This window comes from Halomicrococcus pelagicus (genome assembly GCF_050954125.1).
On record NZ_JBPBWC010000008.1, the window covers coordinates 59074 to 84648 of the forward strand.

The following is a 25575-nucleotide window of genomic DNA, read 5'->3' on the forward strand; positions in this document are numbered from 1 at the left end:
TCGTCCCGCGTGACCAGGGGCATGGGTCGACAAGCGACACGCCTGTTCGTCTTCCTGCTCGCCGTCGCTCTCGTCACGAGTGCGGGCGTCGCCACGATGGGAATCGCCGCGACGAACGACCGTTCTCATCGGGCCGACGCGCTCGCGGACCAGCAGACCGGTAGCGACGAGCGGAGCGCGGCACGCCAGCGCGCCGCCGCGCGAGGCGTTCTCCGGGGTGCCCGACTCGCCGAGTTACAGGGTGCCTCGGTTCCTGACGAGAAGCGGCGTGCCGCGGCACGGGCCGCCGTCCGGGTCGTGAGCCAGAGCCAGCAGGCCAACGTCAGCCAGATTCAGGCCGCCACGCAGGGCGTCGCTCACGGGGTGTTGCTCCAGAGCCAGCGTGCGAACGTCAGCCAGATACAGGCCGCCACGGCCGGTGCGACGCAGGGAGCACTCATCCAGACCCAGCGGGCCAACGTCAGCCAGATTCAGGCCGCTTCGTTCGGCGCCGGCCACGGAGCGGTCGCCCAGAGTCAGCGGGCGAGCGTCGAACAGGTCCAGGTCGCTGCCCGGGGCGGTGCGCGCGGCGCCGTCGCCGGCGCGGTCCAGAACCAGCGCGTGACCGTCGCCCAGATTCAGGAGGCGGCGCAGGGCGCGGCGTACGGTGCGGTCGTGCAACGCCAACGGGTCTCGATCGACCAGGTCCAGGCCGGCGCGGTCGGTGCCGCACGCGGCGTGCTCGTCCAGGGCCAGCGAGCCGACCCCAAACAGGTGCAGGCGGCGGCGATGGGCGCGGCCCGGGGAAGCGTCGTCCAGCGCCAGCGGGTGACGGTCGAACAGGTACAGGCGGCGGCCCGCGGCGCTGCGACCGGGGCGATATCGCAGAGCCAGCGCGTGTCGGTCCGTCAGCTCCAGTTCGCGGCGTTCGGCGCGGCGAGCGGGGCGCTCGTCCAGCGCCAGGACGTGACGGTCGAACAGGTGCAGGCGGCGTCGCAAGGCGCCGCCCGCGGCGTACTGACGGTCGTCCAGGTTCAGGTCGTCACCGTCGTCCAGATTCAGGTCGCCGCCCGGGGGAGCGCGCGAGGGGCAGTCGTCGGCGCGGTCCAGAAGCAGGTGGTGAACGCCGAGCAGGTGCAGGCCGCCGCCGCGGGGGCGGCCCAGGGCGGCGTCACGCAGGTGCAAGTCGTGGACATCCGCCAGGTGCAGGCGGCGACCGTCGGCGCCGCCGTCGGCGCTCTCTCACAGACCCAGCGGGCCAGCGTCAGCCAGATTCAGGCCGCCGCGCGCGGAGCGTCGAGCGGCGGCGTCCGCCAGCGCCAGGACGTGACGGTCGAGCAGATGCAGTCGGCGACGCTGGGCGCCGCTCGCGGCGCGACCCTGGCAGCGGTCGAACGAGACGTGACCGACGAGCGCCGCATCAGGGGTGCAGCCCGCGACGGCGTGTTCGCTTCGACCGGCCTCGTCGCCCAGGACCCGGACGTCGAACCGGCCCGGATGGCCGACGTGGCCCGCCAGGAGGCGTCGGACTTCGAAGACATCGTGACGACCACCACCGCACCGACGCGAACGACCGAGACCGTGGCGGTGACGACGCCGCCCGCCGAAACGCCGGCGAACGAGACGACGACAACGACTGCGACAACGACCACGACGACCACGACAACGACGACTGCGACGACGGCGCTTCTCCCGCCGGCGGTCCCCACGACCGCCGCGCCGCCGAACGCGACGACCGGCACCGTCGAACTGTTCCCGAACGCAACGACCGGCACGGTCGACCTCTTCCCGAACGACACCACGACGGGGACCCCGACTGTCGCCCCGCCGACGCCCGGTGGCACTCCCGCACCGGGGGAGACGACTACGCCCGCCGGGCCCGGGACCGCGAACCTGACTCTGCCCCCGCTCACGACGCCGGGGCCGGGCACGGCGAACGTCACGACCCCTCCGGAGACCACGCCCGCCGCGGAGACGTTCGAGGCGAACCTCACCTGCACGCAGGTCTGGTTCAACACGACGAACCGGAGCCAGTACCGCCTGCAGGCGGTGGTCGTCGACCCGGCCGACCCCGAGGACCGGCGGTTGGTGACGCGGGACGTCGCCCCGGAGGACTTCGCTATCTCGCCGGACGACCCCGACCTGTGGACGTGGACGAACACGACGACCGACCTCGGTCTGGAGGAGTACGTCTTCGTGAACGCGTCGATATTCGACGCCACCGGCGAGGAGGTGGCTGCGGTCGAACAGGACGCCCTCGAAGGGTGTCTCGACCAGCGGACGACGACCCGAGGGGAGCCGACGCCCGGCGAGACGACCGGTGACCTGACGGCGACGGCAACCGAGGACGCCGGAACGACCGGGGAGACCGCGGGTCGAGCGACGACCGGCCAGGAAACGCTCCAGCCGACCGCGACCACCGCCGCGGAATCGGAAACGAGTCCGTTCGTCGGCGTGGCGGTACTCGCCGTCGGCGCGCTCGTCGGTGCGTCCGTCCTCCGCTTCAGGCGGTGACGTCCCCTCTCGGTCCCGTCGTCGTCCGTCCCGGACGCGCCGAACGCTCAGATGCCGGTTACCTCCATCCCTTCGGCGTCCCGGAACGCGCCCTGGACGACCTCCGAGAGGGCCGGATGGACGTGAATCGTCTCGGCGATGCGCTCGGCGTCGGCGCCGGCCGCCACGGCGGTGCTCACCTCGTGGACGAGCGTGGAGGCGTTCGGCCCGACGACGTGACAGCCGAGCACGTTGCCGTCCGGGGCGACGAGAACCTTCACCAGGCCGACGTCCGACCGGAGCGCCGACCCGAGGACGGTGTCGTCGTACTCGCAGTGGCCGACCTCGTACTCGCCGTCGAGTTCCGACTCGGTCTTCCCGAGGCTGGCGACCTGCGGCGACCCGAACATGGCGTGGGCCATCCCGGGGTACTCGACCTCGCGGTGGTTCCCCCTGACGGCGTTCTCGATGGCGAACTTGGCCTCCTTGTCGCCGGAGTGCTTGAACATGTAGTTGCCCGCGACGTCGCCGATGGCCCAGACGCCGTCGGCGGAGGTCCGGAGGTACTCGTCCGTCTCGACGAACCCCTTCTCGTCGGTCTCGATGCCGGCCGCCGCGACGTTCCAGCTATCGGAGTTGGGCCGGCGGCCGGTCGCCAGCAGTAGTTCGTCGCCGCGAACCTCGACCTCGTCGCTGTCGTCCGTCTCGGCGGTGACGACCGTCTCGTCGCCGTCCCAGGCGAGCGCCGTCGCCGAGTGGCCGAGGTAGAGTTCGTGGTCGTCGGCGTAGGCGTCGGTCAGGCGCTCGGCAATCTCGCGGTCCTCGCGCGAGAGGAGCACGTCGCTCCGGCCCACGATGGCCATCTCGGCCCCCATCTCGCCGAAGAAGTAGCCCATCTCGACCGCGATGTAGCCGCCGCCGACAACGACCAGTCGGTCGGGGAGGTCCCGCAGGCGCATGGCCTCGGCGCTCGTGAGGAACTCGACGTCGTCGGTGCCGTCGATGGCGTCCGGAACCGTCGGTCGCGATCCGCCGGCGAGGACGACCCTGTCGGCGGTGACGTGCTCCTCGCCGTCGTCGGCGTCGACCGCGACGGTTCGCTCGTCGACGAACCGACCCTCCGCCTGGTAGAACGTGACGTTGTCGTCCTCGCGGGCGTCGGCGGCCTTCGACTCGGCTTGTTCGGTGACGTCCCCGATGACGTCGTCGACGATGTCGGCGAAGCGGACGCCGTCGAGCGAGGCGTCGACCCCGAACGCCGACGCCTCGCGGACGGTCCGGACGACGTCGGCCCGGTGGATTAGCTGTTTCGACGGGTTGCACCCGCGGTTGAGACACGTACCGCCGAGGCCGTCCACCTCGACGATGGCGACGTCGAGGCCTCCCCGGCCGCCGCCGAGGCCACGACGTTTCCCGTTCCGCCGCCGAGGACGAGCAGGTCGAACTCTGGCATCGCTGGCAGTACGTCCGGGGAAGGCAAGAAGTTCCTCGCCGACTCCACACTTGCCACGCGGACGCGAGTCGCTCTGGCTCGTCGTCCTCCCATCTCCAGGGCGACGCCCACCGCTACGGGGAGACGGGCGGACGGTCGGGAGGATTCCGCTGGAACACCGACCGCTCCGCGACGGAACAAAAGCGACGAAGCGGTCCGGAACCGGCGTCACGGTCGCCCGTTTCACTTCCGCTCCGGTCTGCTGATCTATATACTCCTGACTTCCGAACCGGCGACCATGGGACTGATGAGTCGACTCGGTGTCGGGGCTTCCGACGACGCCCCGCCGTACGAGTGCAAGGGATGTGGCAGTAACTTCGACGTGCAGTACCAGGTGTGCCCCGAATGCGGAAGCTACGCCGTCGAACGCGTCGACTGGGACTGAACGACCACCTCGTCGCCGACGGCGACCTCTTCTGCCGCTCCTTCCGGTAGTTCGACCACCACCTCGCCCGCTCCCCGCGCGGCGTCTCGCCACGCGCCGAGGCGCGCGACCCGCGTCACCCGCCCCTCGACGGTCCAGACGACGTCGAGCGCGACCGGCGTGCCGACGGTCGTCGCGCGCCGGTCGGTCACGGTCTCGAATGCGAACGCCAGTCCGTGGTCATCCCGGCGGTAGAGTCGCGCCAGCGCTCCCGCTCGGTCGCGGAGGGTCGCCGGGTCGCCGGCGCGCCGGACGTACTCGGCGCTTCCGGCCAGCGTCCGGTCGGCGACGGTCCCGCTACCCGCGCCGCTCGCCGTCGGTCGGTGGACGACGCACCACTCGGCGTCCCGGCTCCGTTCGTCCATGCCGTCGCGTCGTCGGCCGGCGACTCCATTGTTACGGACACTCAGTCGCACGGGAAGAAGCATCGAGGCGACATCATAGTAAAGTACAGTATATATTTAAAATATTTATAACATAAGTATAGAATAACTAACCTGTGATGGACGATACCAACTAGCACGTCATGGAGGCGGAACTGACTCGCCGCGCCTTCGCGCAATCGATGGCGGGCGCGGTGGCGGTGGCGGCGGTCGGGCCCGCAGCGGTCGACGAGGACGGGACGACGAGTGCCGGAACGGCGGACGTGACCCCCGTCGACGCCGCGTTCACGCCGTCGGAGTGGGACGTCGTGGGACCGTTCCAGTACCAGCGACGCGGGTCGAGACCGGGTGGCTGTTCCCCGGGGGCGGCGAGTCCTCCGTCCCGCTCGACTTCTCGGAGCGCATCGACCCGACGGGCGGCGAACTGACGCCGCTGACGGGCGCGTCTGGCCTGTTCGACGACTTCCAGGACTGGTTCGGCGTGGGCGGCGTCCTCTACGGCAAGGGGTACGCCGTCGCCGCATTCGAGATGTCGGAGCGGCGGCGCGCGGGGCGACCGACGAGCGCGCCGTGCCTCTCCGCGTCCAGACGCCCGAGGAGACGCGCTGGCAGACGACGTTCGTCTCCCGACACGACGGGAGCGTCCAGGAGTTCTCGATTCGGGAACCGAGCGGGTCGTCGGGACCGTACGACCTGATCGTCTCGCTGCACGGCGCGAACGTCCCCTCCATCAACATGGCGGGAGCGAACGTCCAGCGCGAGGACGCCTACGTCGTCGCGCCCGGCGCGCGCGGCCCGGTCAACTACGACCACGAGGACCTCGGCCGACTCGACGACCTCGAAGCCATCCGGGAGATGAAAGAGCGCTTCGACGTCGACGAGGACGGCGTCTACCTGGCGGGCCACTCGATGGGCGGCCACGGCACCTGGCACGTCGGACTGACGAACCCCGACCGGTTCGCCGGTCTCGCGCCCTCCGCGGGGTGGACCGACCACGAGACGTCCATCACCACTACGTACAACCGGGACGAACTCCACACGTTCCCGCGGCTGAAGGCGGTCAAGGAGACGGCGCTCCAGAAGAACCTCGCACTCCCGAAGACTCGGAACGCCGCCGACGGAACTCTCCCCGTCTTCGCGCTCCACGGCGGCGAGGACGCCGCCGTCCCGACGATGCATCCCCGGACCTACCTGCGAGCGCTGGCGAACCGCGGCCTCTCGGTGCGAGGCGAGGTCGGGGAACGCTACTCGACGCCCGACCCCGACGCCGTGGACGTCGCGTTCCTCGAAGTCCCCGGCAGGTCGCACTGGTGGGACGCCGGCATCGGCGAGGGAACCGACTGCGTGAACCATCCGGACCTCCGGACTTTCCTCCGTTCGACGAGCCGCGACCCCTACCCCGAACACGTCCACTTCTTCACGACGAACCTGCGCGTCGAACACCGGAAGTACTGGGTCGCAGTCCACGACCAGGAGACGGTCCACGCGCCGACGAAGGTGGACGCCCGGGTGACGGACGACGGCCTCGAAATCCGGGCGGAGAACGTCGCCGTCCTCTCGGTCGACCCCCGCGTCTTCCGGGAAGCCGGCGTGCGCGTCCGCGGTCGGCCGACCGCGACCGTGAACGGTGACCGAATCCGGTTGCCGGCCAAGGGCGGCCGCAAGCGCGTCTACCTCGACCTCCGGGGCGAACCGTCGGCCTCCCGGACCGAACCGGACTGGCCGGCGATGCGCAAGTCGCCCGACCGCTATGGCCCGCTGACGGAGGTCCACCACGACCCCTACTATCTCGTCTACGGCACGCAGGGCGACGACGGCGAGACGGCCACGAATCGGAACCTCGCCAACGTCCGTTCCCAGCGCCTCGTCCAGCGCGCCCGGGCGCAGGCGACCGTCGTCCCGGACACCGCCGTAGACGACGCGCTGATGGCCGAGCACAACCTCGTGCTGTTCGGCCGGCCGTCCTCGAACGCGGTGTATCGGCGCCTCGCGGACGGCTTCCCGGTCGAGGTGGGCGACGGTCGGGCAGCAGTCGGCGACCGCGAGTACTCGGGCAACCTCGGCGTCGAGTTCGTCTATCCGAACCCCGAGCATCCGGACAACCTCGTGCAGGTCGACACCGGCACGTCGCTTGCCGGCGTGCGGTTGACCCGGGTCCGTAACTGGATTCCGACGCAGAAGGCGACGGCGGACTACGCCATCTACGACGACTCGGTCCGGTACCAGTGCTGGAACGCCTGCCGCGCCGCCGGCTTCTTCGACGGCGAGTGGAACGTCGACCCGGAACTGGGGTACCTCCGGCCGAATGCGGTCGCCGACGGCGACGACTGAACGGCGGTCACACGCTCCGAGCGGGGAGAAACCTCGCGTCGCGGCTGACGGTCCCCGCCCGGGCGAACCCGAGAACGCAAGACGGCGTGGCGTAAGACGCCCCTCCGACCGCCACTCCCACCCCGTCCCCCGTTTTGACGACGGTCTGTCTGACGGATACAGGTCCTATGTCTGACAGGGATTTATACAATTTCAGGTGGTATCCAGTGTGTAGCAGACCCCCGTGTCGTACGGGACGATTCCCATGAGCAAGACAGACAAAAACGCGTGGAGTGCGGGCCCCCGATCGGGAACGTACCACACGCAACACGACTGGGACGAGAGCGAGCCGCTCAGTACGACGGTCATGACCGCAGTCGCCGAAGCGATGGACGAAGACCCGACCGAGATGGACCCGCTGTACGATCGATTCGACCCCGACGCCCTCGACTGCCTGTTCCGCCCGATAGCGGACGGCGTTCCGCCGGCAGGTGGGCACGTCTCGTTCACGTTCAAGGGGTATCGCGTGTTCATCCAGAGCGACGGACACATCGCCATCCACCCGCCCGAGAACTGAGTCCGGTCCCGGTCGTCCGACTCGACGACCGGGCAGCCACCGCGCCGAACGCGAACGGCGCCGTTCGCGTCGCGCTCTCGTCGAGCGCTCCGGTACGGCGGCGGTCGACGAATCGCCGTCCCGCTAGGGAACGACACCGGTAGTGGTGCGGAATCGCTCGCACCGGCGACGGACGGTCTAATGCCCACAACCCGACGGACTGCGTCGACTACGACGCCCCGAACGACGTCACGCGCCGGTACCCCGTGCTCACCAGACGGGACTTAAAAGGCAGTCGCGACTTCTCGTCCTGAGAACGCCCCTCTCGTTCTATAGTCCTCCCCCGAGCACGCCCACGTACGGCACGCCAGACGACTGCCGTCGATTACCGACGACGTTGAACGTCGGCGTCGACAGTACCCGACGTCCGTTTCGACTCTCTACCAAACATGGTTTCCGAACGACGCACACGACGCGCTATCCTCGGTAGCACCGCAGCGACGCTCGCCAGTCTCGCCGGCTGTGCCGGACTGGGAGACGAATCGAACCCCTCCACGACGAGCCGAACGACCAGTCGTACCACGACGAGAACGACGACGCGCACGACGGAGCGGACGACGACCGAGACGACGGAACAGACGACGACCGAGACGACGGAGACGACCTCGGAGGAACCGGGGTACATCGACTACCACTGGCACGGTCAGCTATTCTTCGACATCGACGGCGAACTCGTCGACTTCGACCGGCCGAAGTACTACCTCGACAACATCGAACAGCAGCGCCCCGAGACGGTGTACTTCCACTTCCACGACTCCTCGCACGGTCCCAACGAGTGGAGCAACGAGAAGGAGGTCGTCACGTTCGCGCGCGGCCTGAACCTCCTGCCGGGCATCTCGTATTCGAAGCGCGGCGGCAACCACGTCGTCGAGTACGAGGGAACGACGTACCACGGCGGCCAGTCCGGTACCGAAGTGTCGATTCACGAAGGCACCGAGAAGATCGATCCGACCCGGCACGAGGTCGCACACGACGACCAGTACTGGGTCAGCGTCTCGACCGGCGACTCCTCGAATGGCGGAGCGTCCCGGTCCGGGAAGATGATGTTCGACGTTAACAACCGTCGGCTGGACTTCTCGGCGTCGAAGTACCGTCGCGCCGGGACGAAGCGGTTCCAGTTCCAGAACAGCGACCCGCCGTACTTCCGGTGGACCAGCGACGGCGACCCGATTACGCTCGCGGAGGTGTTCGAGCAGCTACCGGACATCACGTACCGGAACGACGACGGTCACGTCGTCCGATACGCCGGTGGTGGCGACCACGACGGGACCTATCGGGAGCGCGACCGGGGAACGAACGTCGTCGTTCGCCAGCGGGCGACCGCGGTCGACCCGACGTCGTACGAACTGCAGGACGGCGACGTCATCTGGGTGTACGTTCACGCGCCCGATAAAGCGCCGGAGAACGAACACTGATGAGGTACGCGCTCTCGTTCAAGCCGGCGACCGGACTGTACGGCCAACACGACCCGAGCGCGGTCCTGTTCGAGGACGGCGAGGCCGTCTTCGGTATCGAAGAGGAACGACTCACCCGGGACAAACACGCGTCCGACACGTTCCCCGAGCGGGCTATTCGCACCTGCCTCGACTACCGCGACCTCGAACTCTCGGACGTCGACCGAGTGTTGCTCCCGTACGACCCGCAACTTCGCTCGAACATCCTCCCGCACTACCTCCGCGACGCCGTGGAAGCCGGCAGCGTCGCCCGGACGCTGTCGGCGCTCGAGGACACCGTCGTCACGCAGTTTCGGAGTCGGTTCGCGCCGACCCGGCAAGTCCGGAACAGATTGGCCGACGTGGGCACGCCGGTGCCGTCAGTCGAGACGCGGTCCCACCACGCCTGTCACGCCGCCAGCGCGTTCCATCCGTCCGGGTTCGACGAGGCGCTCGTGCTCACCGTCGACGCGAAGGGGGAGTACGACTCGACGGTCGTCTGGCGCGGCACCCCGAACGGCCTCTCGCGGGTGCGAACGTACGAACACCCCAACAGCCTCGGCCTCTTTTTCGCCGCCGTCACCGAGTACCTCGGGTACCGCATGTTCAACGGCGAGGGGAAGGTGATGGGTCTCGCGCCGTACGGCGAGGACAACGCCGAGATAGAGACGGCGCTGCGCGAGCTGGTCACGACCGGGGTGGACTACGACGTGACGGCGTTGACCAAACGCTGGGGGACCGGCTACGGCGTCCGCAAGCTCGAGGAGACGTTCGGCCGCCCTCGCAACGACACGCCCGGCGAGTTCGACCAGTGGGAGAAAGACCTCGCGTACGTCGCCCAGAAGCTCCTCGAAGAGACCGTCGTCGACATCGCGGAGACGTACGCGACGGCGCTCGGCGTCAACGACCTCGCGGTCGCGGGTGGCGTCGCGCTCAACTGCAAGATGAACCAGCGGTTCCGGGAGTCGAACGGCATCGATAACGTCTTCGTCCAGCCGGTCGCACACGACGCGGGACTCGCCCTCGGCGCGGGCTGGCTCGACCAGCGGCCCGCAGACGTGGCGCCGATGACGGACGTCTACCTCGGCTCCGAGTACGACACGGACGAGGTCGTCGACCTGCTGGAGACGAACAAGGTCGGGTACGAGCGCCCGGACGACCTCGAACGCCACGTGGCCGAGCGTCTCGCGGACGGCGACATCGTCGGCTGGTTCCAGGGCCGCATGGAGATGGGACCGCGCGCGCTCGGGGCCCGGAGCATCCTCGCTGACCCGCGGACCATCGACTCCCGCGACCGCGTTAACGAGTTCGTCAAGCATCGCGAGGAGTGGCGACCGTTCGCACCGTCGATGCTCGAATCGGCGGCAGGGACGTACCTAGAGGACGCGGAACCGGCTCCGTTCATGATACAGGCGTTCGACGTGGAACCGGACGCCACCGACGACGTGGCGTCCGTCCTTCACCCGGCGGACGATTCGACGAGACCGCAGACCGTTCGCGAGGACCAGCATCCACGATACCACCGGCTCATCTCGGAGTTCGAGGACATCACAGGCGTTCCTGTCGTGCTCAACACTTCGTTCAACGACCACGCCGAACCCATCGTCGAATCGCCGACCCAGGCGCTCAAGGACTTCTTCGGGATGGGGCTGGACGTGCTCGTACTCGAAGACTGCGTGGTGGAGAAGTAATCAGTCCCGGTCGCGTCTGAGTCGCCGCTGTCGGCTCTCGAACTCTTCCTCGGAGATGTCGCCGCGCGCGTAGGCCATCCGGAGTTCCTCCAGGGCGGGGTCGGCGCGTAGGCCGCCGCTCTCCCCGCCAGCGAGCAGGCGGTAGACGGCGTATCCGACGGCCAGGAGGACGAGCACGGCGACGAGCGCCATCGCCCAGCCCCACAGCGGCGTTCGACCGCCGTACCCCGGACCCATCATCCAGCCACCCATCATCGGGAACGCGACGACCATCATCACCACCGGCAACAGGAGCAGGAGGGCGAACAGGACGAGCACGACCCGCAGCACGGAATCGGTCTGGTCTCTCGTGGCCATATCCCGAACGACTACCTCCAGACGATTAGCCGTTGTGTCTCCAGGCTGACCCTCTCGCCGGCGATATCGTCCGCCTCGTCCGTCGGGACCGCTCGAAATGTAGAGGCGCAAAAATCGGTTTACGTCTGAACCGCTAAACGGTCTTGTAGGGACACTCCAATGGTAGAGCAAATATCCGCGAACGAACTGGCGGACTGGATCGACGAGGAACGGGAGTTCACGCTCATCGACACGCGTCCGGAGGACAGCTACGAGGCGTGGCACGTCCGCGGGGCCGAGAACGTCCCCTTCGACCCACGCGAGGGACTGAGCGAGGAGGACGCCGAGCGGGTGAAGGCGCTCGTCGACTCCGGGCCCGTCGTGACGATGTGCGGCAAGGGGCTGACGTCGACGCCGTTTGGGTTCGAACTCGACCAGCGCGGATACGACGACGTGACGGTCGTCAAGGGCGGCATGGAGGACTGGAGCAAGGTGTACGAGGTCGTCCCGGTCGAGACCCGCGACGACGACCTGGTCGTCCTGCAGTTCCAGCGCCGCGCGAAGGGCTGTCTCGGGTACCTCGTCGGATCGAAGAGCGCGGGCGAGGCGGCCGTCGTGGACGCGACGCGCCAGACCGACGTGTTCGAGGTCGCTGCCGCGGAACACGGCCTGACCATCACGCACGTCCTCGACACCCACGTCCACGCCGACCACATCTCCGGGAGTCCCGGACTCGCCGACACGCTCTCCGTCCCCTACCACCTCGGCCGGCAGGCCGCCGAGTGCGGCGTCGAGTACGACTACGAACCGCTGGCGGACGACGACACCCTGGTACTCGGCGACGTCGAGGTCGAAGCGCTGCACGCGCCCGGTCACACCTCCGAAATGATGAACTACGTCGTCGACGACGAGTTCGTCCTCACGGGCGACACCCTGTTCGTCGACTCCGTGGGCCGCACCGAACTCCAGTTCGGCGAGGCGGACGCCGCCCGCGGCGCGGAACTGCTGTACGAGACGCTCCACGAGACGCTGGGCGACCTTCCGGACGACGCGACGGTGCTCCCCGGCCACCTCACCGTCACCGCCGACGGACGCTACGAGAACGGCGAACCCGGCGTGGCGGTGGCGGCGACGCTGGGCGACCTCTTCGATAGTCTCGACCTGCTCCAGCTGGACGAGGCGGCGTTCGTCGACCGACTGTCCAGCGACCCGCCCGAGAAGCCGTCGAACTACGAGACGGTCATCGACGTGAACCGCGGCGTCGAGCACGTCGACGGCGAGCGGGAGGCGACGGAACTGGAGATGGGTCCGAACAACTGCGCCGCCTGACGACGGCGCGCGACGAGTCGCGCCATCTCCGGTTCGGCACTTCTGCGGAGACGCCGTCGCTCGTCCGAGTCTCGCATCGGCGAAGAATGGAGCGACCGAACCTGACTGCTGGGGAGTGGCTGCGCTCTACGCCATCATGTTCCGACAGGACTCGGCGCACTCCGAGAGGACCTCTGCACAGGTCTGACAGTGGTCGGCGTCGTGGCGCGAACACTCCTCGGCGCACTCCTCACAGGCTCCGGCACAGACTTCCGCGAGTTCCTCGCTGTAGTTGGAGTTTCGCGCCATGAACCGGGCGTGCGTGCTGGCGATGTCGGCGACGTCCCGGCAGAGCCGGATGCACTTCGCCATCTCCTCGCCCTCGTCGGCGCACTGGTCGGCGCAGTACTCCGCGGCCTGCACGGCTTCGAAGCAGTTGTCGATGCACTGGTCCGCTTCGTCTCCCACGTCGAGTTCACTGAGTGCCATTGCGTTTCAACAGAGGGCGGTGACGTTTTTTTCCGTTCGGGCTAACGTTGTTCGACCTGTCGACCTCGCTGCTCCCGTCTTCCCCGCCGCAGTCGGTGCTCACCCTGGAATGTAAAATCCCCGCTCGAAGACGGCGGAGTCGAGCGCGTCGTGCCGTCTTCTACGGTTGGCCACCGTCCCGACGGTCGTCCACGCGCGCCGAGACTATACGGTCCGGCTTCGTCGACTGTCCCGAACTGTCGGCAATCTGAACTCCGCCGGCGTCTCGATTCGGTGCACAACGCGGTCGTTACCGCCTGTCGGACGACTGTTATCTTCGAGAACGCTCTCCTTGTAACGTCGCTCGCGCCGGAGCGAAGTTGGCGGAGGGACGCCGGAACCGGCGGCGAGGTCGTGCGTCCCGGCATACGCCTCCCACTCGCTCACTTGACAGGAACCGTTTGCCGCATCTCGGTCTCATCGACGCCACTACTAACTTTCAAAATTCGCGTAGTAAGCCGTAAAGATGCTCTCTACTGTCCACTTTATCAACAGAGGTCGGTCTACATATCAAGAATTAACTACATATGGCAAACGGTCGTGAATTCTGTTCGGATGTCAGAGAAATCCAACGTAACACGGAGACGCTTCCTGAAGGCGACCGGTGGTGCAGCGTCGGCAGTCGCGATAGCCGGCGAGAGTGTCGCACAACAGACCACCGAGCAGCAGACGACAGGTCAGGGGACGGAGCAGGACGGCGGCGGGAGCGACCGGACGCTCCAGCTCATCAACTCGACGATGACGACGCTGGACCCCATCCGGGCGACGGACACGGCGTCCGGTACGGTCATTCAGCAGCTGTTCGACTCGTTGATGAACTACCCGAACGGTCAAATCGAGGTCCAGGAGCAGTTGGCGACGGAGTTCAACGTCTCCGACGACTTCACGACGTACACGTTCAACCTGAAGCAGGGCGCCACGTTCCACAACGGCGACGAGGTGACGGCGCAGGACTTCGTCTACTCGTGGGAACGGCTCGCCGCCTCTGAGAACTCCCGACGCGCGTCGTTCATCCTCGATTCCATCGGTGTGGTACACGAGACGACGGACGACGGCAGTTACGAGCCGGGAACCTTAGCTATCGAAGCCCAGGACGACTACACCTTCCGGATGGAACTGGAGGAGCCGTTCCACGCCACCCTCGAGATGCTGGCGTACACCGCATTCGCCGCGCTGCCGGAGGGCATCGTCGGCGACATCCAGGGGTACGACGGCGAGATGGAGCACAGCCAGTTCGCCACGAACAACCCCATCGGGGCCGGCCCGTTCCAGTTCGACCGCTGGCAGAGCAACCAGGAGGCGGCCGTCACGCGGTACGACGACTACCACGGAGAGACGGCACAGATCGGCGGCGTCCGCTGGGCCATCATCGAGGACGACCAGGCGGCGTTCACGTACACGATGAACAGGAACGCCGACCTCGTGACCAACGAGCAAATTCCGACGGCCCAGTTCGACCCGAACAAGGTGAACGTCGAGAACACCGACGACTTCGGCCGCAAGAGCGGGACGTACGGTCCGGTCCAGAACGGCGAGACGATGACGTACCTCGGCGTGCCGACCATCAACTCCTTCTACATCGGGTTCAACACGGACGCCATCGAGAAACCTGCCCGGCAGGCCGTCGCGTACGCGCTGAACCAGCGCGTCGCCGTCGAACAGGTGTTCAAGGGACGCGGCCAGGGGTCGTACCACTTCACGCCGCCGCGCATCTACCCCGGCGGGCCCGAGCAGTACACCCAGCACGCCCAGCAGAACTACCCGTACGGGTACAACGAGTCGCAACTCAGCCGTGCAAGACAGGTGATGGAGGAGGCCGGCTACGGTCCCAACAACCAGTACCAGTTCACGCTGACGACCTACCAGTCGAGCACGTGGCAGTCCATCGCCAAGATAATCCGCGACCAGCTGTCGAGCGCCCACATCAACGTGCAACTGCAGCAGTCGCCGTTCGCCACGCTCATCCAGCGCGGCCGGCAGGGCAACCTCGGCGCGTACACGCTCGGCTGGATCATGGACTGGCCCGCGCCGGACAACTTCCTCAACCTGCTGTATCCGCCGGCGACGGACACGTCCCAGTCCGCACCGCTCTCGTACACCAACTGGTCGGACACGCAGGCGGCCCAGCAGGCCACCCAGGCGTGGGAGAAGATTCAGAACAACACCGCGCCGAGCGACCAGGCGACGCAGGCGCGCAACGAGGCGTACGTCACCATGGAGGAGGCCAACTGGGAGGACGTAGTGTTCCTGCCGGTGTACCACCGGACCGACGAGCGGTTCGGCTACCAGTGGGTCGACGTGCCGAAGTTCGGTGCGGCCGGCACGAGCCGTCAAATGTACAACACGACGACCATCAGTCAGCGGAACTCGAACTAGTCGAGCCACTCCGCCGCCCACTCCTCCATCGCGTCGAAGACGGGACAGAGCGACCGGCCCTTCTCGGTGAGACTGTAGTAGGTCGCTATCGGCGCGTCGGCTTCCGTGCGTCGCGAGACGAACCCCGTCTCCCGGAGGTCGTCGAGCACGCGCGACAGCGTGCGCGAACTCGCTCCCGTGCAGCGCTTGAGTTCGTTGAACCGCTTCTCCTCGCCGTGGAGGTCGTAGAGGACGACCAACCGCCACTGCGAGCCGATCAGTTCGAACGATTCGACGACGGGACGGACGCCCTCCTCTTCCGCGACGGTTTCTGACGTCATTGTGGTGCCCGGTGACGGTCTTCTCGGCGAACGCGTAAACCGGTTCGGGCTCGCATCAGGTAACACTGCGATACCTGCCGCGCCCTCCGACCGGCGCGAGACTCAGCCGCGTCGGGGGCGAAATCAACGCCGCCAGCGCCCGAACCGCAGACACACACTTTTGCTCGTCCCCGTCGCAGACGGTCTGCATGACGACGACCGCCGAACTGGCAGACTTCGTCAGGGGAACCGACTTCGACGACCTCTCGGAGGACACCGTCGACGAACTGAAAAAGCGCGTCCTCGACTCGGTGGGCATCGCGGTCGGCGCGATGGGCGCGGAACCGGTCGAGCAGGTCCGGACGACCGTCGAGGAACTGAACGCCGACGGCGACTGCCGACTCTGGGGCGGCGGAACCGCGTCGCCGCCGGACGCGACGATGCTGAACACCGCGCAAGTGCGCTATCTCGACTACATGGACTCGTTTCTCGCTCCCGGGGAGACGCCGCACCCGAGCGACAACGTCGCCGCCGCGGTCGCGTGCGGCGAGTACGCCGACCGCTCGGGCGCGGAACTGCTGGCCGGCCTGGCGGTCGCCTACGAGGTCCAGGGCGAACTCGCCTGGAACGCGCCGGTGCGCGACAGGGGGTTCGACCACGTGACCCACACCGTGATTTCCGCTGCTACCGGCGCGGCCAAACTGCTGGACCTGGACCGCGAGGCGACACGCTCCGCGGTCGGCATCGCCGGCACAGCGCACAACGCGCTCCGGGTCACCCGCACCGAGGGAATCTCGGAGTGGAAGGGCATCGCGTCGGCGAACACGGCGCGCAACGCCGTCTACTCGGCGATGTTGGCGAGAAACGGGATGGAGGGCCCCACGAACCTCTTCGAGGGCGGGAAGGGCTGGAACCAGGTGGTCGCGGGCACCGACTTCGAGGTCGACCTCTCGCCGGGCGAGCGCGTCCACGACGTGATGACCAAGCGGTACGTCGCGGAGACGTACGCCCAGTCCGCCGTCGAGGGCATCATCGAACTCGCGGAGCGCGAGGAGATAGACTCCGGCGAGGTCGAGCGCATCCACCTCGACACGTTCGCCGGCGCGAAACTCATCATCGGCGGCGGCGAGGGGTCGCGCTACGAGGTCGAGACGAAGGCGCAGGCCGACCACTCGCTGCCCTACATGCTCGCCGCCGCGCTCGTCGACCGCGAGATGACGAACGCCCAGTACGACCCAGATCGCATCCGGCGCGACGACGTGCAGGAACTGCTTCGCACCGTGGAGGTGGAGGAGGACCCCGCGCTCACCGAGCGCTTCGAGAACGGCGAGATGCCCGCGGTCGTCACCGTCGAACTGGCCGACGGGACCGTCTACACCATCGAGAAGGACGAGTTCCGGGGCCACCCCAACGCCTCGATGACGTGGGAGCAGGTCGAGGCGAAGTTCGACCGGATGACCGCGGACCGCTACGACGAGGGCCGCCGCGAGGAAATCGTCGAGACGGTGCTGCAACTGGAGGAACACGACGTCTCGGACCTCGTGGCGCTGCTGGACTGACCGAGCGGTCGTCCTTCTTCCGTATCGTCTCACAGTACCCGCGCTCTCGCTCGAAGCGCGGTCGAAGTCCCACGAAAAATGAGTATCAGCGTTCAGTACTCTGAGTTGCCGACGGGATTACGGCGGTCCCGGCGGGAAGTCGTTGTCGTCGTCCTCGTTCGTTACGTCCACGGTCGCCTCGTTGCTGGCCGACGCTATGCCGATCTGTTCGTTATAGTTCGACTGCGTGTTCGACTGGGACACGCTCGCGCCGCTGCCGCTCGCGCTGGCCTCCTGATAGTTGTCGTTCCACTGTGTGACGGTCTGGCTCTGGTCGACGCTAGCGGACGCGCTCTGCTCGACGGTCACGCTGTCGTCGTCCACCGGTTGTGCAAGTGCTCCGCCTGCGAACATCGTCGTGGCGACGGTCAATGCGACCAGTACGCCAAGGGTCTGTTTCAGATTCATAGTTTTTAGGTCTGTTAGCGTTTATCTCTCGGGCTTACGGCGGTCCCGGCGGGAAGTCGTTGTCGTCGTCCTCGTTCGTGACGGTCACGTCAGCCGTGTTGCTGGCCGACGCGGACGCTGCCTGAATGTTCGTGTTGTACTGCTCGTTCGACTGGCTGACGGAGGCGTCACCGCTGCTACCGTCGTGGTGCTTCTTATGGTGCTTCTTATCCCCGTCCGAGGCCGCGAAACCGAGCTGAGTGTTGTAGTTCGCTTGGCTGACGTCCTGAGACTGGCTAACCGATGCGGTCGCATCCTGGTCGACGGTCACGCTGTCGTCGTCCACCGGTTGTGCAAGTGCTCCGCCCGCGAACATCGTCGTGGCGACGGTCAGTGCGACCAGTACGCCGAGTATCTGTTTCACGTTCATGTTTTGTTTCTCCGGGTGGCCGAGCCCAACCCACACGTGCGTAGGCCGCGACGTGCAGGAACGGCAGTCGTCTCGCCCGAAACCACCCGGTCATCGTCAACGGCAGGACCCGGTATTAACCCGAACGACCGTTCTCACCGTTCAGTTACCGTCCTCGGCAGGGTTTACGACCGTTCGCGGCATAACTGAAACTAACCTATCTTCGGCGGAGCGACATCCGGGTTACAGATGTCCCCGCGCCGACTTAACCGGATTCCTCCCCGTCAGTCCGTGCGCAGCGGTTTCGCCGTCGCTCCCACGTATCAAATCAGACAGAGTAACTTTGGGTGAGAATAGCAAAGTTTCGACGGTTCGTTCCCGTTCGCGGGCGTCGGACCGCGTTCGCGGCGATTCGACCGCCGCCGCCGCTCGAATAAACGACGGGCGCCCCAAACTACTTGTATAAAATCCTATAAATGACGCCGGGCATCCTTCGTTATCGAAGACGTCGAAGATAGTAACGCTGCTTTCCGCGAACTTCCTCGGAAAATAACTAAGTTCCGAACTGCCGTCGCTCTGCGGAGAGAAACCGATGACAGTCGCCGATGGCAAGCACGCTCCCGAACGCGCTCGGACGGGGGGCACCGATACGAGCGGTCGCCGACGCACGCCCGAGGTGGCGCGATGAGACCGACGAACGAGGCTGCTCTCGCGCTGACCGTCGTACTGCTCGGCGGCGTCCTCGTCGGCCTGACCGGTGTCGGTGCGGGAACTCCGACCGACGCCATTCCCGACGACTCGGCGGTGGTGAACGCCGAACCGGCGCAGTCCGCGCCTCACGACGAGTGCGTCGAGCGGGGCGGGAAGGACTGCCGGCCGAACTGGTTCCAGTCGGTCGACCGCGTCGGTGAACCGCCGTGGATACTGTAACCGCGCACGCGTACGGAGCGCGGGCCCCTCCGGGGAGGGTGGGACTCGACGCCGCAGGGGACCGTTTCCCCGTCGAGCGTCGCGGCTGCTCGAAACGGGCCCCCCCGTTCGCGTCACCGCCATGGCGCCGGGACGGTGTTCGTTCGTGAGTCGATACCGACTGCTGGCGCTTCTCGTCGCCCTCCTCGCCGGTCTCGCGGTCGGCACCCAGTTCGCCGCCCCGTCGACTGCGGGACCGTTCGACTGTTCCTCCGACGACGGAACGTCCGACCTCTCCTGGCACCTTCACCGTTACGGCGGGGGCTGTGGACCCGTCGACGTCGGACGCGTCTTCCCATCCTCGCCGCGGGACGCGGTCGACCGCGACGGCGAATCGCCCGGTTCGGCGAGCGAACCGTCGCCCGGTCGCTGACGGACCACTCGCTGCCCGGTGACGGGCTCGTGTTCCTCCGAAGACGGTATCGCGGAGCGTATCGCGACCGTACGCCGTCCGACGCCGAACGTCGCTCCGTTCAAACCATCGATAACGACGGTTAACGCCGAGTTACGGCCTCGTTGCGGCGTAGTAGTGCCGGATAGCGAAGGCGACGACGGTAGAGCCGGACGGCGACGAGGACGAGCGTCCAAAAAGCGAGTCGGGACTACCCGCTCAGGAACTTCTTCAGTCGGACGAGGATGCTCTTCTCCCGGTCGCCGCCGCGGCGCTCGCGGCCGTCATCGCTCCCGCCGCCCGCGTCGCTCGACCCCTCGGCGCCGTCCCCGCTGGCGCGGATTGGGTCGTCGACGTCCTGGCCCGTTTCGGCCGCCTCGACGGCGCGCTCGACGAGGTCCGGGGCGCCGTTGACCGCCTCGGCGACGGGGACCTTCACGAGCGGGAGGTCGGCGAACCGGGATTCGTCGACCGCCGTGTCCGCAGCGACTATCGCCGCCTCCGCGGCGGCGACGTCGTCGCTGCCGAGTTCGTTCTCGGTCCCCATCGACCCCTGGACCTCGACCTCGATGTCGTGGCCGGCGTCCTCGGCGGCGTTCTCCAGGTTCTCGGCGGCCATCTGGCTGTGTGCGATTCCCGTCGGACAGGCTGTGACTGCGACGATTTTCATGGTTCTACGAGTTCGGTTACTTCCCTTCGCGTTTCGGCCGAACGCGCTCGCTCGGCGAGCGTTTCCGCGTCTCCGTAGGTCGTCTCCACGACGCGCTCTTTGACTGCGGGGACGGTGACCGCGCTGGCGCTGAGTTCGTCCAGACCGAGGCCGACGAGCAACTCGGCGTTCTCGGGAACGCCGGCCATCTCGCCGCACATCCCGACCCAAGCGTCGGCGTCGCGCGCGGCCTCGACCGTGCGCGCTATCGCCCGGAGCACGGCGGGGTAGCGGGGGTCGTGTAGGTCGGCGACGTGGTCGTCGTCGCGCGCTGCGGCCTGGACGTACTGCGCGAGGTCGTTTGTCCCGACGCTGAGGAAGTCGACGCGGTCGGCGAGTTCCGCGGCGTTCATCACCGCCGCCGGCGTCTCGACCATCACGCCCAGTTCGGGGACGGCGTGTTCGACTCCCTCGTCGTCGAGGGCCGCCGCGACCGACTCGACGGCGTCGAGCGCCGCCGTCAGCTCCTCGACGGTCGCGACGAGCGGGAACATCACGGCGAGCGCGTCGCCGTGTTCCGTGGCGGCCGCGCGCAACAGCGCCCGCAACTGCGTCTCGAACAGGTCGCGCGCGGACCCGAGCGCGAGTCGGACGCCGCGCACGCCGAGGAACGGATTGTCGCCCTCCGGCACGTCGAGGTACGGGATGGACTTGTCGCCGCCGACGTCGAACGTCCGGACGACCACTCGCCCGCCCTCGAACGCGTCGAGCGCGTCGACGAACGCCTTGTACTGCTCCTCCTCGGTCGGCGGTTCGTCGCGGTCGAGGAAGAGGAACTCCGTGCGATAGAGGCCGACGCCGTCGGCCCCCCGTTCGACGGCGACGGCGAGTTCGTCCGGGCCGCCGACGTTGGCAGCGACCTCCACCGCCCGGCCGTCGGTCGTCGTCACCGGCCCGCGGCGAACGTCGGCGGCGTCGTCGCGCTCGGCGGCGGCCACGCGCTCCGCGTCGGGGTCGACGACGAGTTCACCGTCTTCGCCGTCGACGAGCACCCGGTCGCCGTCCTCGACGGCTGCCAGGGCGTCGCCGACGCCGACGACGGCGGGGATGGCCAGCGAGCGCGCGATGATGGCCGCGTGGGAAGTGCGACCCCCCTCCGCGGTGGCGATGCCGACGATGTCGTCGGGGTCGAGTCGCGCCGTGTCGCTCGGCGTCAGTCGCTCGGCGACGACGACGCTCCCCGGGTCGAGTTCGGCCAGGCCGGTCCGTTCGGTCCCGAGCAGTTCGCGCAGGAGGCGGTCGCGCACGTCGCGCAGGTCGTCGGCGCGCTCGCCCATCCGCCCGTCCATCCCCTCGAACTGCTCGATCGGATCCTCGAAGGCGTTCCGGACCGCGTGCTCGGCACCATGTCCGTCCTCGATGGCCTCTTCGACGGCGTCGGTAATCTGGGGGTCTTCGAGGAACTTCACGTGCGCGTCGAACACGGCGGCTTCCTGCTCGCCGACCTCCGCCGCGGTGCGCTCGCGCTCCCGTTCGAGGTCGGCTTTCGCGCCCTCGACGGCGGCCTCGTAGCGGTCGCGCTCCGTCTCCGGGTCGACGTCGGCGCTCGTCGCGTCGTCGAGGTCGAGGGCGTCGTCGGGGGCGTACCGGACGGCGGTGCCGACGCCGCTGCGCGGTGTAGCGCCGACGCCGGCGAGCGACGTTCGTTCCTCGCTCATCCCTCGTCCTCCGGCGTCGCGAGTACGGTCTCCAGTTCGGCGAGCGCGGCCTCGGCGTCGTCGCCCTCGGCAGCGAGAACGACGTCGTCGCCGTGTTCGACGCCGAGGCCGGTGACTGCGAGCATGCTCTCGGCGTTCACGGGGTCGCCGTCCACCGGGGCGACGGTCACGTCGGCGTCGTACTCGCCGACCGCCTCGACGAACTCCGACGCCGGGCGGGCGTGCAGTCCCGCCTCGGGGACGACGGTGACGGTGCGCGTGGGCATCAGGCCACCTCCGTGAGTTCGTCCAGGAGTGCGTCCCGGACTGCTTCGGCGGAGGACGCTGCCCGGAGCGTCTCTCGCAGTTCGTCGTGCATCAGCGCCCGCGAGAGCGAACTGAGGACTTCGAGGTGGTCGTCGTCGGCGTCCTCGGGTACGAGTATCATGAACAGCAACGTCGCGGGTTCGCCGTCCATCGCGTCGAAGTCGACGCCCTCGGACGACCGGGTGAACGCCAGCGACGGCCGTTCCACGGCCTCCGTCTTGGCGTGCGGGATGCCGATGCCGTGACCGACGCCCGTCGTCGCTTCCTCCTCGCGGGCGAGGAGGTCGTCGAGCGCCTGCTCGCGGTCGGTCACCCGTCCGGCGTCGACCAGCACGTCCAGCAGGTGTTCGATGGCTCGTTCCTTCTCGGTCGGCGGTTCCGTCAGTTCGACGTGCTCCGGTGGGAGCAGTTCGTCGAGGTCGTGTCCTTGCATGGTGTCGTGGAATCCGTTCGGATCAGTCGGTCGTGACGGCCGCTGGCTCGTCGTCTCGCTGAATCTGCTCCTCGAAGTCGGGCTTGACGAGCGTGATTGCGCCCGCGGTCACGAGGGTCCCGAGTCCGAGACAGGCGAGGAACAGCAGGGGTCGGTTCGAAATCCAGAACAGGAAGATGCCGCCGTGCGGTGCCTTGATGCCGACGTCGAGCGCCATCGCAGCGGCACCCGCCGACGCCGACCCGGCCATCAGACACGGGATGACGCGGAAGGGGTCCGCGGCGGCGTACGGAATCGCGCCCTCGGTGATGAACGAGAGGCCGAGCACGGTCGAGGACTTGGCCTGCTCGTACATCTCCTCGGCGTACTTGTGCGGCGCGACGAAGTTCGACAGCGCCATCCCGAGGGGCGGGGTCATCCCGGCTATCATCACCGCGGCCATCGGCCCCGTTATCGCGCCGTTGGACTGGCCGACGAGGCCCAGCGCGAAGGTGTACGCGACCTTGTTGACGGGGCCGCCCATGTCGAACGCCATCATTGCGCCGAGGACGGCGCCGACGACCAGCGCCTGGCCGCCCTGGAGTCCCGTGAGCCAGTCCGTCAGGACGGCGTTCGCCATCGCCACCGGGACGCCGACGACGAAGATGACGAACGGGAACAGCAGGGCCGTCGTGAAGAGCGGAACTATCAGCACCGGCATCATCGGTTTGATCGCACCCGGAACGTTCCAGTTCTTGATCCAGCGCGCGACGTAGCCGGCGAGGAGGCCGGCGACGAGCGCGCCGAGATAGCCGGCGGCCGCCTCGCCGGCCGGGAGGCCCAGCGCGTTCCCGGCCGATTTTACGACGGTCGACTGCTGGATGACGTACGACAGGAGGAGTCCAGGTGCTAACCCGGGTCGGTCCGCGATGGCGTACGCGATGTAACCGCCGAGAATCGGCACCATGATGCCCAGTCCGGCGGTTCCCATCTGCGCGAGGAACCAGCCGGTCGAACCGGTCGCGTCGAAGACCGACTCCGTTCCGACGCCGAAGAAGCCGGACCACGCATACCCGAGCGCGAGGAAGATACCGCCGATGGTGACGAACGGTATCATGTACGACACGCCCGTCATGATGTTCTCCTTCAGCGATGTCATCTGTGCCCTGACGTCCGAGTTATTAGTTGCCATGGGGTATGATCATTATGTTTAGTTGGGGTAAAATAGACTTTTCGGGTATGCAGGTTTTTGATTGGTTCTGTCGGTAATGCCGTAAATGCCGGATACAGACGACGAAATCACCGGCGAACTCGGCTTCCGGACGAACGCTACTGCTCATTTCCCCGTCGAAATCGGGGAAATTTCTATGCCGTCCACGTGCAGGTCTCTGAACGGCGGAGGTTCGGTCCCCTCCGTCGACACCACGCGGGCCGCAGCGGCGACGCCCCGCGCGAGGGCCCGTCGCTCGGACTCGCCGGCGTCGAACGCCGCGAGGACGCCGGCGAGCAGGGAGTCGCCGGCCCCGACGGTGTCGATGGCCTCGACTTGCAGGGCGGGGGCGTAGTAGGCGCCCTCGCCGCTCACCAGTATCGCTCCGTCCGCGCCGAGCGAGGCGACGACCCGTTCGAACCCGCGTTCCCGTAGTTCGGCCGCGGCGACCGCGCACTCCTCGACCGTTGCGGTCGGGAGGCCCGTCGCGGCGGCGAGCTCCTCCCGGTTCGGCTTGCAGAGGTCGTAGTTCGCCTCCAGCGTGCCGAGGAGTCCGCCGCCGGCGTCGATAGCGGTGGCCCAGTCGCCGGCAGTCGCGAGGCGGTCGACCGCGTCGGCGTCGAGACCGGGCGGGAGGCTTCCGGCGACCAGCACGGTCTCGGGGTCGCGGTCGCGGACGGTCGCGACGAGGTCCTCGACGGCCGCCTCGCCGAGCGGCGGCCCCCGCTGGTTCATCTTGTACTCGCCGTCTTCGGCCAGGACCGTCGTGTTGAGTCGCGTGATGCCGTCGATGCGGACGAACTCGCTGGGGACGTTCGCGGTGTCCAGTTCGTCGACGAGGTAATCGCCGAGGAAGCCGCCGACGAATCCGGTCGCGACCGTCTCGACGCCGAGTTTCCGGAGGTATCCGGAGACGTTCACGCCCTTTCCGCCGGCGTCGAACCGCCGGTCGGTCGCCCGGTTGACACCGCCGGCTGACAGCGGTTCGTCGAGCGAGACCGTCTGGTCGACGGCCGGATTCGGCGTAATCGTCAGTATCACGCGTCGACCACCTCGATCGCGACGCTGGCCTCGTCGAGGGCGTCGTCGAGGGGTTCGCTCGGTCGCTCGTCTGTGACGAACAGGTCGAGGTCGGAGAGGGCGGCGAACTGGACGAAGCTTCGTTTCCCGTGCTTCGAGGCGTCCGCGACGAGCACGACTCGCTCGGCGGCCTCGCAGATCAGCCGCTTCATCCGTGCCTCGGACTCGTTGGGCGTCAACAGACCCTGGTCGGCGTGAACCGCGTTCGTCCCGACGAACGCCACGTCGAAGTTCGTCCGTTCGAGGAACGTCTCTCCCGTCGGGCCGACGAGCGAACCGGTTTTCGAGCGCAGGGTCCCGCCCGTCACCTTCACCTCGGTGTCCGCGTCGCCGAGCGACATCGCGATGTGCGGGGAGTTCGTCGCGACCACCGTCGGACCGTCCGATTCGAGTCGGTTTGCGACCTGCATCGTCGTCGTCCCGGCGTCGAGGAAGACGACCGCGTCGTCGCGGACCTCCTCGACCGCGCGCGTCGCGATCGCCCGTTTCGCCGTCAGGTTCCGCACTTCCTTGCGGCCGTACTCTCGCTCCTGGCCGACCGTCGTGACGGGAAGCGCCCCGCCGTGGGACCGCTCTACCTCGTTCTCTGATTCGAGTTCGCGCAGGTCGCGTCGTATGGTCGCCTCGGAGACGTCGAGCGTCTCCGCCAGGTCGGACACGGCACACCCGTTCTCTTCGGTCACTCGTTCCACGATTCGTCTGCGTCGTTCGTCGGGCAACATCGCTCTCTACCGAAAAAGAACGGGCAAAACTCTTAACGTTTGTTTCTGACTCTGTA

The 25575-nt window shown here is 67.6% G+C and carries 26 protein-coding genes; 12 read left to right on the plus strand and 14 right to left on the minus strand.

Annotation, left to right across the window (positions count from 1 at the left end; translation table 11 throughout):
- Positions 1–21: 21 nt before the first annotated feature.
- The gene (locus ACRYA2_RS15345; RefSeq protein ID WP_433629881.1) at positions 22–2493 is read left to right on the plus strand and encodes a hypothetical protein; all 2472 of its coding nucleotides are present in this window, start codon (positions 22–24) and stop codon (positions 2491–2493) included.
- A 47-nt stretch (positions 2494–2540) separates the two neighbouring features.
- On the opposite strand, the gene ACRYA2_RS15350 is transcribed toward ACRYA2_RS15345, so the two are convergent.
- Positions 2541–3830, minus strand: coding sequence for a dihydrolipoyl dehydrogenase family protein (locus tag ACRYA2_RS15350; RefSeq protein ID WP_433629884.1), 1290 nt, complete (start codon positions 3828–3830; stop codon positions 2541–2543).
- A 381-nt stretch (positions 3831–4211) separates the two neighbouring features.
- Here ACRYA2_RS15350 and ACRYA2_RS15355 point away from each other — a divergent pair, with 381 nt between their 5' ends.
- On the plus strand, positions 4212–4349 hold the full coding sequence (locus tag ACRYA2_RS15355) for an FmdB family zinc ribbon protein (protein WP_433629887.1): 138 nt from the start codon (positions 4212–4214) through the stop codon (positions 4347–4349).
- On the opposite strand, the gene ACRYA2_RS15360 is transcribed toward ACRYA2_RS15355, so the two are convergent.
- Positions 4319–4753, minus strand: coding sequence for a DUF192 domain-containing protein (locus ACRYA2_RS15360; protein WP_433629890.1), 435 nt, complete (start codon positions 4751–4753; stop codon positions 4319–4321). The two genes, ACRYA2_RS15355 and ACRYA2_RS15360, sit on opposite strands and share 31 nt — an antisense overlap.
- 161 nt (positions 4754–4914) lie before the next feature.
- On the opposite strand from ACRYA2_RS15360, the gene ACRYA2_RS15365 reads away from it, so the two are divergent.
- The 5 genes from ACRYA2_RS15365 (at position 4915) to ACRYA2_RS15385 (ending at position 10821) form a co-directional block, all read left to right on the plus strand.
- A complete protein-coding gene (locus ACRYA2_RS15365; protein WP_433629893.1) occupies positions 4915–5199 on the plus strand; it encodes a hypothetical protein in 285 nt (94 codons plus the stop codon).
- Between the two features lie 142 nt (positions 5200–5341).
- Entirely contained in the window at positions 5342–7102 is a 1761-nt protein-coding gene (locus ACRYA2_RS15370; RefSeq protein ID WP_433629896.1) for a prolyl oligopeptidase family serine peptidase, read from the plus strand.
- A gap of 244 nt (positions 7103–7346) precedes the next feature.
- The gene (locus ACRYA2_RS15375; protein ID WP_433629899.1) at positions 7347–7658 is read left to right on the plus strand and encodes a HalOD1 output domain-containing protein; all 312 of its coding nucleotides are present in this window, start codon (positions 7347–7349) and stop codon (positions 7656–7658) included.
- 428 nt (positions 7659–8086) lie between these two features.
- Positions 8087–9112 (plus strand): hypothetical protein, encoded by a 1026-nt coding sequence (locus tag ACRYA2_RS15380; protein ID WP_433629901.1) that lies wholly within the window; start codon positions 8087–8089, stop codon positions 9110–9112.
- Positions 9112–10821: a carbamoyltransferase family protein gene (locus ACRYA2_RS15385; protein WP_433629903.1), complete on the plus strand. Its 1710-nt coding sequence runs from the start codon at positions 9112–9114 to the stop codon at positions 10819–10821. Before ACRYA2_RS15380 ends, ACRYA2_RS15385 begins: the two co-directional genes overlap by 1 nt.
- On the opposite strand, the gene ACRYA2_RS15390 is transcribed toward ACRYA2_RS15385, so the two are convergent.
- Positions 10822–11178: an SHOCT domain-containing protein gene (locus ACRYA2_RS15390; protein WP_433629905.1), complete on the minus strand. Its 357-nt coding sequence runs from the start codon at positions 11176–11178 to the stop codon at positions 10822–10824.
- 159 nt (positions 11179–11337) lie between these two features.
- Between ACRYA2_RS15390 and ACRYA2_RS15395 the strand changes: the two genes are divergently transcribed.
- The gene (locus ACRYA2_RS15395; protein WP_433629907.1) at positions 11338–12486 is read left to right on the plus strand and encodes an MBL fold metallo-hydrolase; all 1149 of its coding nucleotides are present in this window, start codon (positions 11338–11340) and stop codon (positions 12484–12486) included.
- A gap of 126 nt (positions 12487–12612) precedes the next feature.
- Here ACRYA2_RS15395 and ACRYA2_RS15400 read toward each other — a convergent pair whose 3' ends face one another.
- Positions 12613–12954: a four-helix bundle copper-binding protein gene (locus tag ACRYA2_RS15400; protein WP_433629910.1), complete on the minus strand. Its 342-nt coding sequence runs from the start codon at positions 12952–12954 to the stop codon at positions 12613–12615.
- 594 nt (positions 12955–13548) lie between these two features.
- Between ACRYA2_RS15400 and ACRYA2_RS15405 the strand changes: the two genes are divergently transcribed.
- Positions 13549–15369 (plus strand): ABC transporter substrate-binding protein, encoded by a 1821-nt coding sequence (locus ACRYA2_RS15405; RefSeq protein ID WP_433629913.1) that lies wholly within the window; start codon positions 13549–13551, stop codon positions 15367–15369.
- On the opposite strand, the gene ACRYA2_RS15410 is transcribed toward ACRYA2_RS15405, so the two are convergent.
- On the minus strand, positions 15366–15689 hold the full coding sequence (locus ACRYA2_RS15410) for a winged helix-turn-helix transcriptional regulator (RefSeq protein ID WP_433629916.1): 324 nt from the start codon (positions 15687–15689) through the stop codon (positions 15366–15368). The two genes, ACRYA2_RS15405 and ACRYA2_RS15410, sit on opposite strands and share 4 nt — an antisense overlap.
- A 188-nt stretch (positions 15690–15877) precedes the next feature.
- Between ACRYA2_RS15410 and ACRYA2_RS15415 the strand changes: the two genes are divergently transcribed.
- On the plus strand, positions 15878–17227 hold the full coding sequence (locus ACRYA2_RS15415; protein WP_433629919.1) for an MmgE/PrpD family protein: 1350 nt from the start codon (positions 15878–15880) through the stop codon (positions 17225–17227).
- 117 nt (positions 17228–17344) lie between these two features.
- Here ACRYA2_RS15415 and ACRYA2_RS15420 read toward each other — a convergent pair whose 3' ends face one another.
- On the minus strand, positions 17345–17674 hold the full coding sequence (locus ACRYA2_RS15420) for a hypothetical protein (RefSeq protein ID WP_433629922.1): 330 nt from the start codon (positions 17672–17674) through the stop codon (positions 17345–17347).
- A 34-nt stretch (positions 17675–17708) separates the two neighbouring features.
- Positions 17709–18083, minus strand: coding sequence for a hypothetical protein (locus tag ACRYA2_RS15425; RefSeq protein ID WP_433629924.1), 375 nt, complete (start codon positions 18081–18083; stop codon positions 17709–17711).
- 663 nt (positions 18084–18746) lie between these two features.
- Between ACRYA2_RS15425 and ACRYA2_RS15430 the strand changes: the two genes are divergently transcribed.
- A complete protein-coding gene (locus ACRYA2_RS15430; protein ID WP_433629927.1) occupies positions 18747–18992 on the plus strand; it encodes a hypothetical protein in 246 nt (81 codons plus the stop codon).
- A 145-nt stretch (positions 18993–19137) separates the two neighbouring features.
- The gene (locus tag ACRYA2_RS15435) at positions 19138–19404 is read left to right on the plus strand and encodes a hypothetical protein (protein WP_433629930.1); all 267 of its coding nucleotides are present in this window, start codon (positions 19138–19140) and stop codon (positions 19402–19404) included.
- Between the two features lie 229 nt (positions 19405–19633).
- Here the strand turns inward: ACRYA2_RS15435 and ACRYA2_RS15440 are convergent, their stop codons facing one another.
- From ACRYA2_RS15440 to glpR, 7 genes are all read right to left on the minus strand, one after another.
- The gene (locus ACRYA2_RS15440) at positions 19634–20092 is read right to left on the minus strand and encodes a PTS fructose transporter subunit IIB (protein ID WP_433629933.1); all 459 of its coding nucleotides are present in this window, start codon (positions 20090–20092) and stop codon (positions 19634–19636) included.
- Positions 20089–21789 carry a phosphoenolpyruvate--protein phosphotransferase gene (gene ptsP / locus ACRYA2_RS15445; RefSeq protein ID WP_433629935.1) on the minus strand — a complete coding sequence of 567 codons (1701 nt, stop codon included), beginning with the start codon at positions 21787–21789 and terminating at the stop codon, positions 20089–20091. The genes ACRYA2_RS15440 and ptsP overlap by 4 nt, the downstream gene beginning before the upstream one ends.
- A complete protein-coding gene (locus ACRYA2_RS15450) occupies positions 21786–22055 on the minus strand; it encodes an HPr family phosphocarrier protein (protein ID WP_433629938.1) in 270 nt (89 codons plus the stop codon). The genes ptsP and ACRYA2_RS15450 overlap by 4 nt, the downstream gene beginning before the upstream one ends.
- Positions 22055–22528 carry a PTS sugar transporter subunit IIA gene (locus ACRYA2_RS15455; protein WP_433629941.1) on the minus strand — a complete coding sequence of 158 codons (474 nt, stop codon included), beginning with the start codon at positions 22526–22528 and terminating at the stop codon, positions 22055–22057. Before ACRYA2_RS15455 ends, ACRYA2_RS15450 begins: the two co-directional genes overlap by 1 nt.
- 22 nt (positions 22529–22550) lie before the next feature.
- On the minus strand, positions 22551–23699 hold the full coding sequence (locus ACRYA2_RS15460; RefSeq protein ID WP_433629944.1) for a PTS fructose transporter subunit IIC: 1149 nt from the start codon (positions 23697–23699) through the stop codon (positions 22551–22553).
- Between the two features lie 144 nt (positions 23700–23843).
- The gene (gene pfkB / locus ACRYA2_RS15465; RefSeq protein ID WP_433629947.1) at positions 23844–24758 is read right to left on the minus strand and encodes a 1-phosphofructokinase; all 915 of its coding nucleotides are present in this window, start codon (positions 24756–24758) and stop codon (positions 23844–23846) included.
- Positions 24755–25519 (minus strand): HTH-type transcriptional regulator GlpR, encoded by a 765-nt coding sequence (glpR, locus tag ACRYA2_RS15470; protein WP_433629950.1) that lies wholly within the window; start codon positions 25517–25519, stop codon positions 24755–24757. Before glpR ends, pfkB begins: the two co-directional genes overlap by 4 nt.
- Positions 25520–25575 lie beyond the last annotated feature (56 nt).

What these genes read in the sequence shown, in the direction of transcription:
- ACRYA2_RS15345 (WP_433629881.1), top strand. Translation starts at nt 22, where the DNA reads ATGGGTCGACAAGCGACACGCCTGTTCGTCTTCCTGCTCGCCGTCGCT.
- ACRYA2_RS15355 (WP_433629887.1), top strand. Translation starts at nt 4,212, where the DNA reads ATGAGTCGACTCGGTGTCGGGGCTTCCGACGACGCCCCGCCGTACGAG.
- ACRYA2_RS15360 (WP_433629890.1), bottom strand. Translation starts at nt 4,753, where the DNA reads ATGGACGAACGGAGCCGGGACGCCGAGTGGTGCGTCGTCCACCGACCG.
- ACRYA2_RS15365 (WP_433629893.1), top strand. Translation starts at nt 4,915, where the DNA reads ATGGAGGCGGAACTGACTCGCCGCGCCTTCGCGCAATCGATGGCGGGC.
- ACRYA2_RS15375 (WP_433629899.1), top strand. Translation starts at nt 7,347, where the DNA reads ATGAGCAAGACAGACAAAAACGCGTGGAGTGCGGGCCCCCGATCGGGA.
- ACRYA2_RS15380 (WP_433629901.1), top strand. Translation starts at nt 8,087, where the DNA reads ATGGTTTCCGAACGACGCACACGACGCGCTATCCTCGGTAGCACCGCA.
- ACRYA2_RS15385 (WP_433629903.1), top strand. Translation starts at nt 9,112, where the DNA reads ATGAGGTACGCGCTCTCGTTCAAGCCGGCGACCGGACTGTACGGCCAA.
- ACRYA2_RS15390 (WP_433629905.1), bottom strand. Translation starts at nt 11,178, where the DNA reads ATGGCCACGAGAGACCAGACCGATTCCGTGCTGCGGGTCGTGCTCGTC.
- ACRYA2_RS15395 (WP_433629907.1), top strand. Translation starts at nt 11,338, where the DNA reads ATGGTAGAGCAAATATCCGCGAACGAACTGGCGGACTGGATCGACGAG.
- ACRYA2_RS15400 (WP_433629910.1), bottom strand. Translation starts at nt 12,954, where the DNA reads ATGGCACTCAGTGAACTCGACGTGGGAGACGAAGCGGACCAGTGCATC.
- ACRYA2_RS15405 (WP_433629913.1), top strand. Translation starts at nt 13,549, where the DNA reads ATGTCAGAGAAATCCAACGTAACACGGAGACGCTTCCTGAAGGCGACC.
- ACRYA2_RS15410 (WP_433629916.1), bottom strand. Translation starts at nt 15,689, where the DNA reads ATGACGTCAGAAACCGTCGCGGAAGAGGAGGGCGTCCGTCCCGTCGTC.
- ACRYA2_RS15415 (WP_433629919.1), top strand. Translation starts at nt 15,878, where the DNA reads ATGACGACGACCGCCGAACTGGCAGACTTCGTCAGGGGAACCGACTTC.
- ACRYA2_RS15420 (WP_433629922.1), bottom strand. Translation starts at nt 17,674, where the DNA reads ATGAATCTGAAACAGACCCTTGGCGTACTGGTCGCATTGACCGTCGCC.
- ACRYA2_RS15425 (WP_433629924.1), bottom strand. Translation starts at nt 18,083, where the DNA reads ATGAACGTGAAACAGATACTCGGCGTACTGGTCGCACTGACCGTCGCC.
- ACRYA2_RS15430 (WP_433629927.1), top strand. Translation starts at nt 18,747, where the DNA reads ATGAGACCGACGAACGAGGCTGCTCTCGCGCTGACCGTCGTACTGCTC.
- ACRYA2_RS15440 (WP_433629933.1), bottom strand. Translation starts at nt 20,092, where the DNA reads ATGAAAATCGTCGCAGTCACAGCCTGTCCGACGGGAATCGCACACAGC.
- ptsP (WP_433629935.1), bottom strand. Translation starts at nt 21,789, where the DNA reads ATGAGCGAGGAACGAACGTCGCTCGCCGGCGTCGGCGCTACACCGCGC.
- ACRYA2_RS15450 (WP_433629938.1), bottom strand. Translation starts at nt 22,055, where the DNA reads ATGCCCACGCGCACCGTCACCGTCGTCCCCGAGGCGGGACTGCACGCC.
- ACRYA2_RS15455 (WP_433629941.1), bottom strand. Translation starts at nt 22,528, where the DNA reads ATGCAAGGACACGACCTCGACGAACTGCTCCCACCGGAGCACGTCGAA.
- ACRYA2_RS15460 (WP_433629944.1), bottom strand. Translation starts at nt 23,699, where the DNA reads ATGGCAACTAATAACTCGGACGTCAGGGCACAGATGACATCGCTGAAG.
- glpR (WP_433629950.1), bottom strand. Translation starts at nt 25,519, where the DNA reads ATGTTGCCCGACGAACGACGCAGACGAATCGTGGAACGAGTGACCGAA.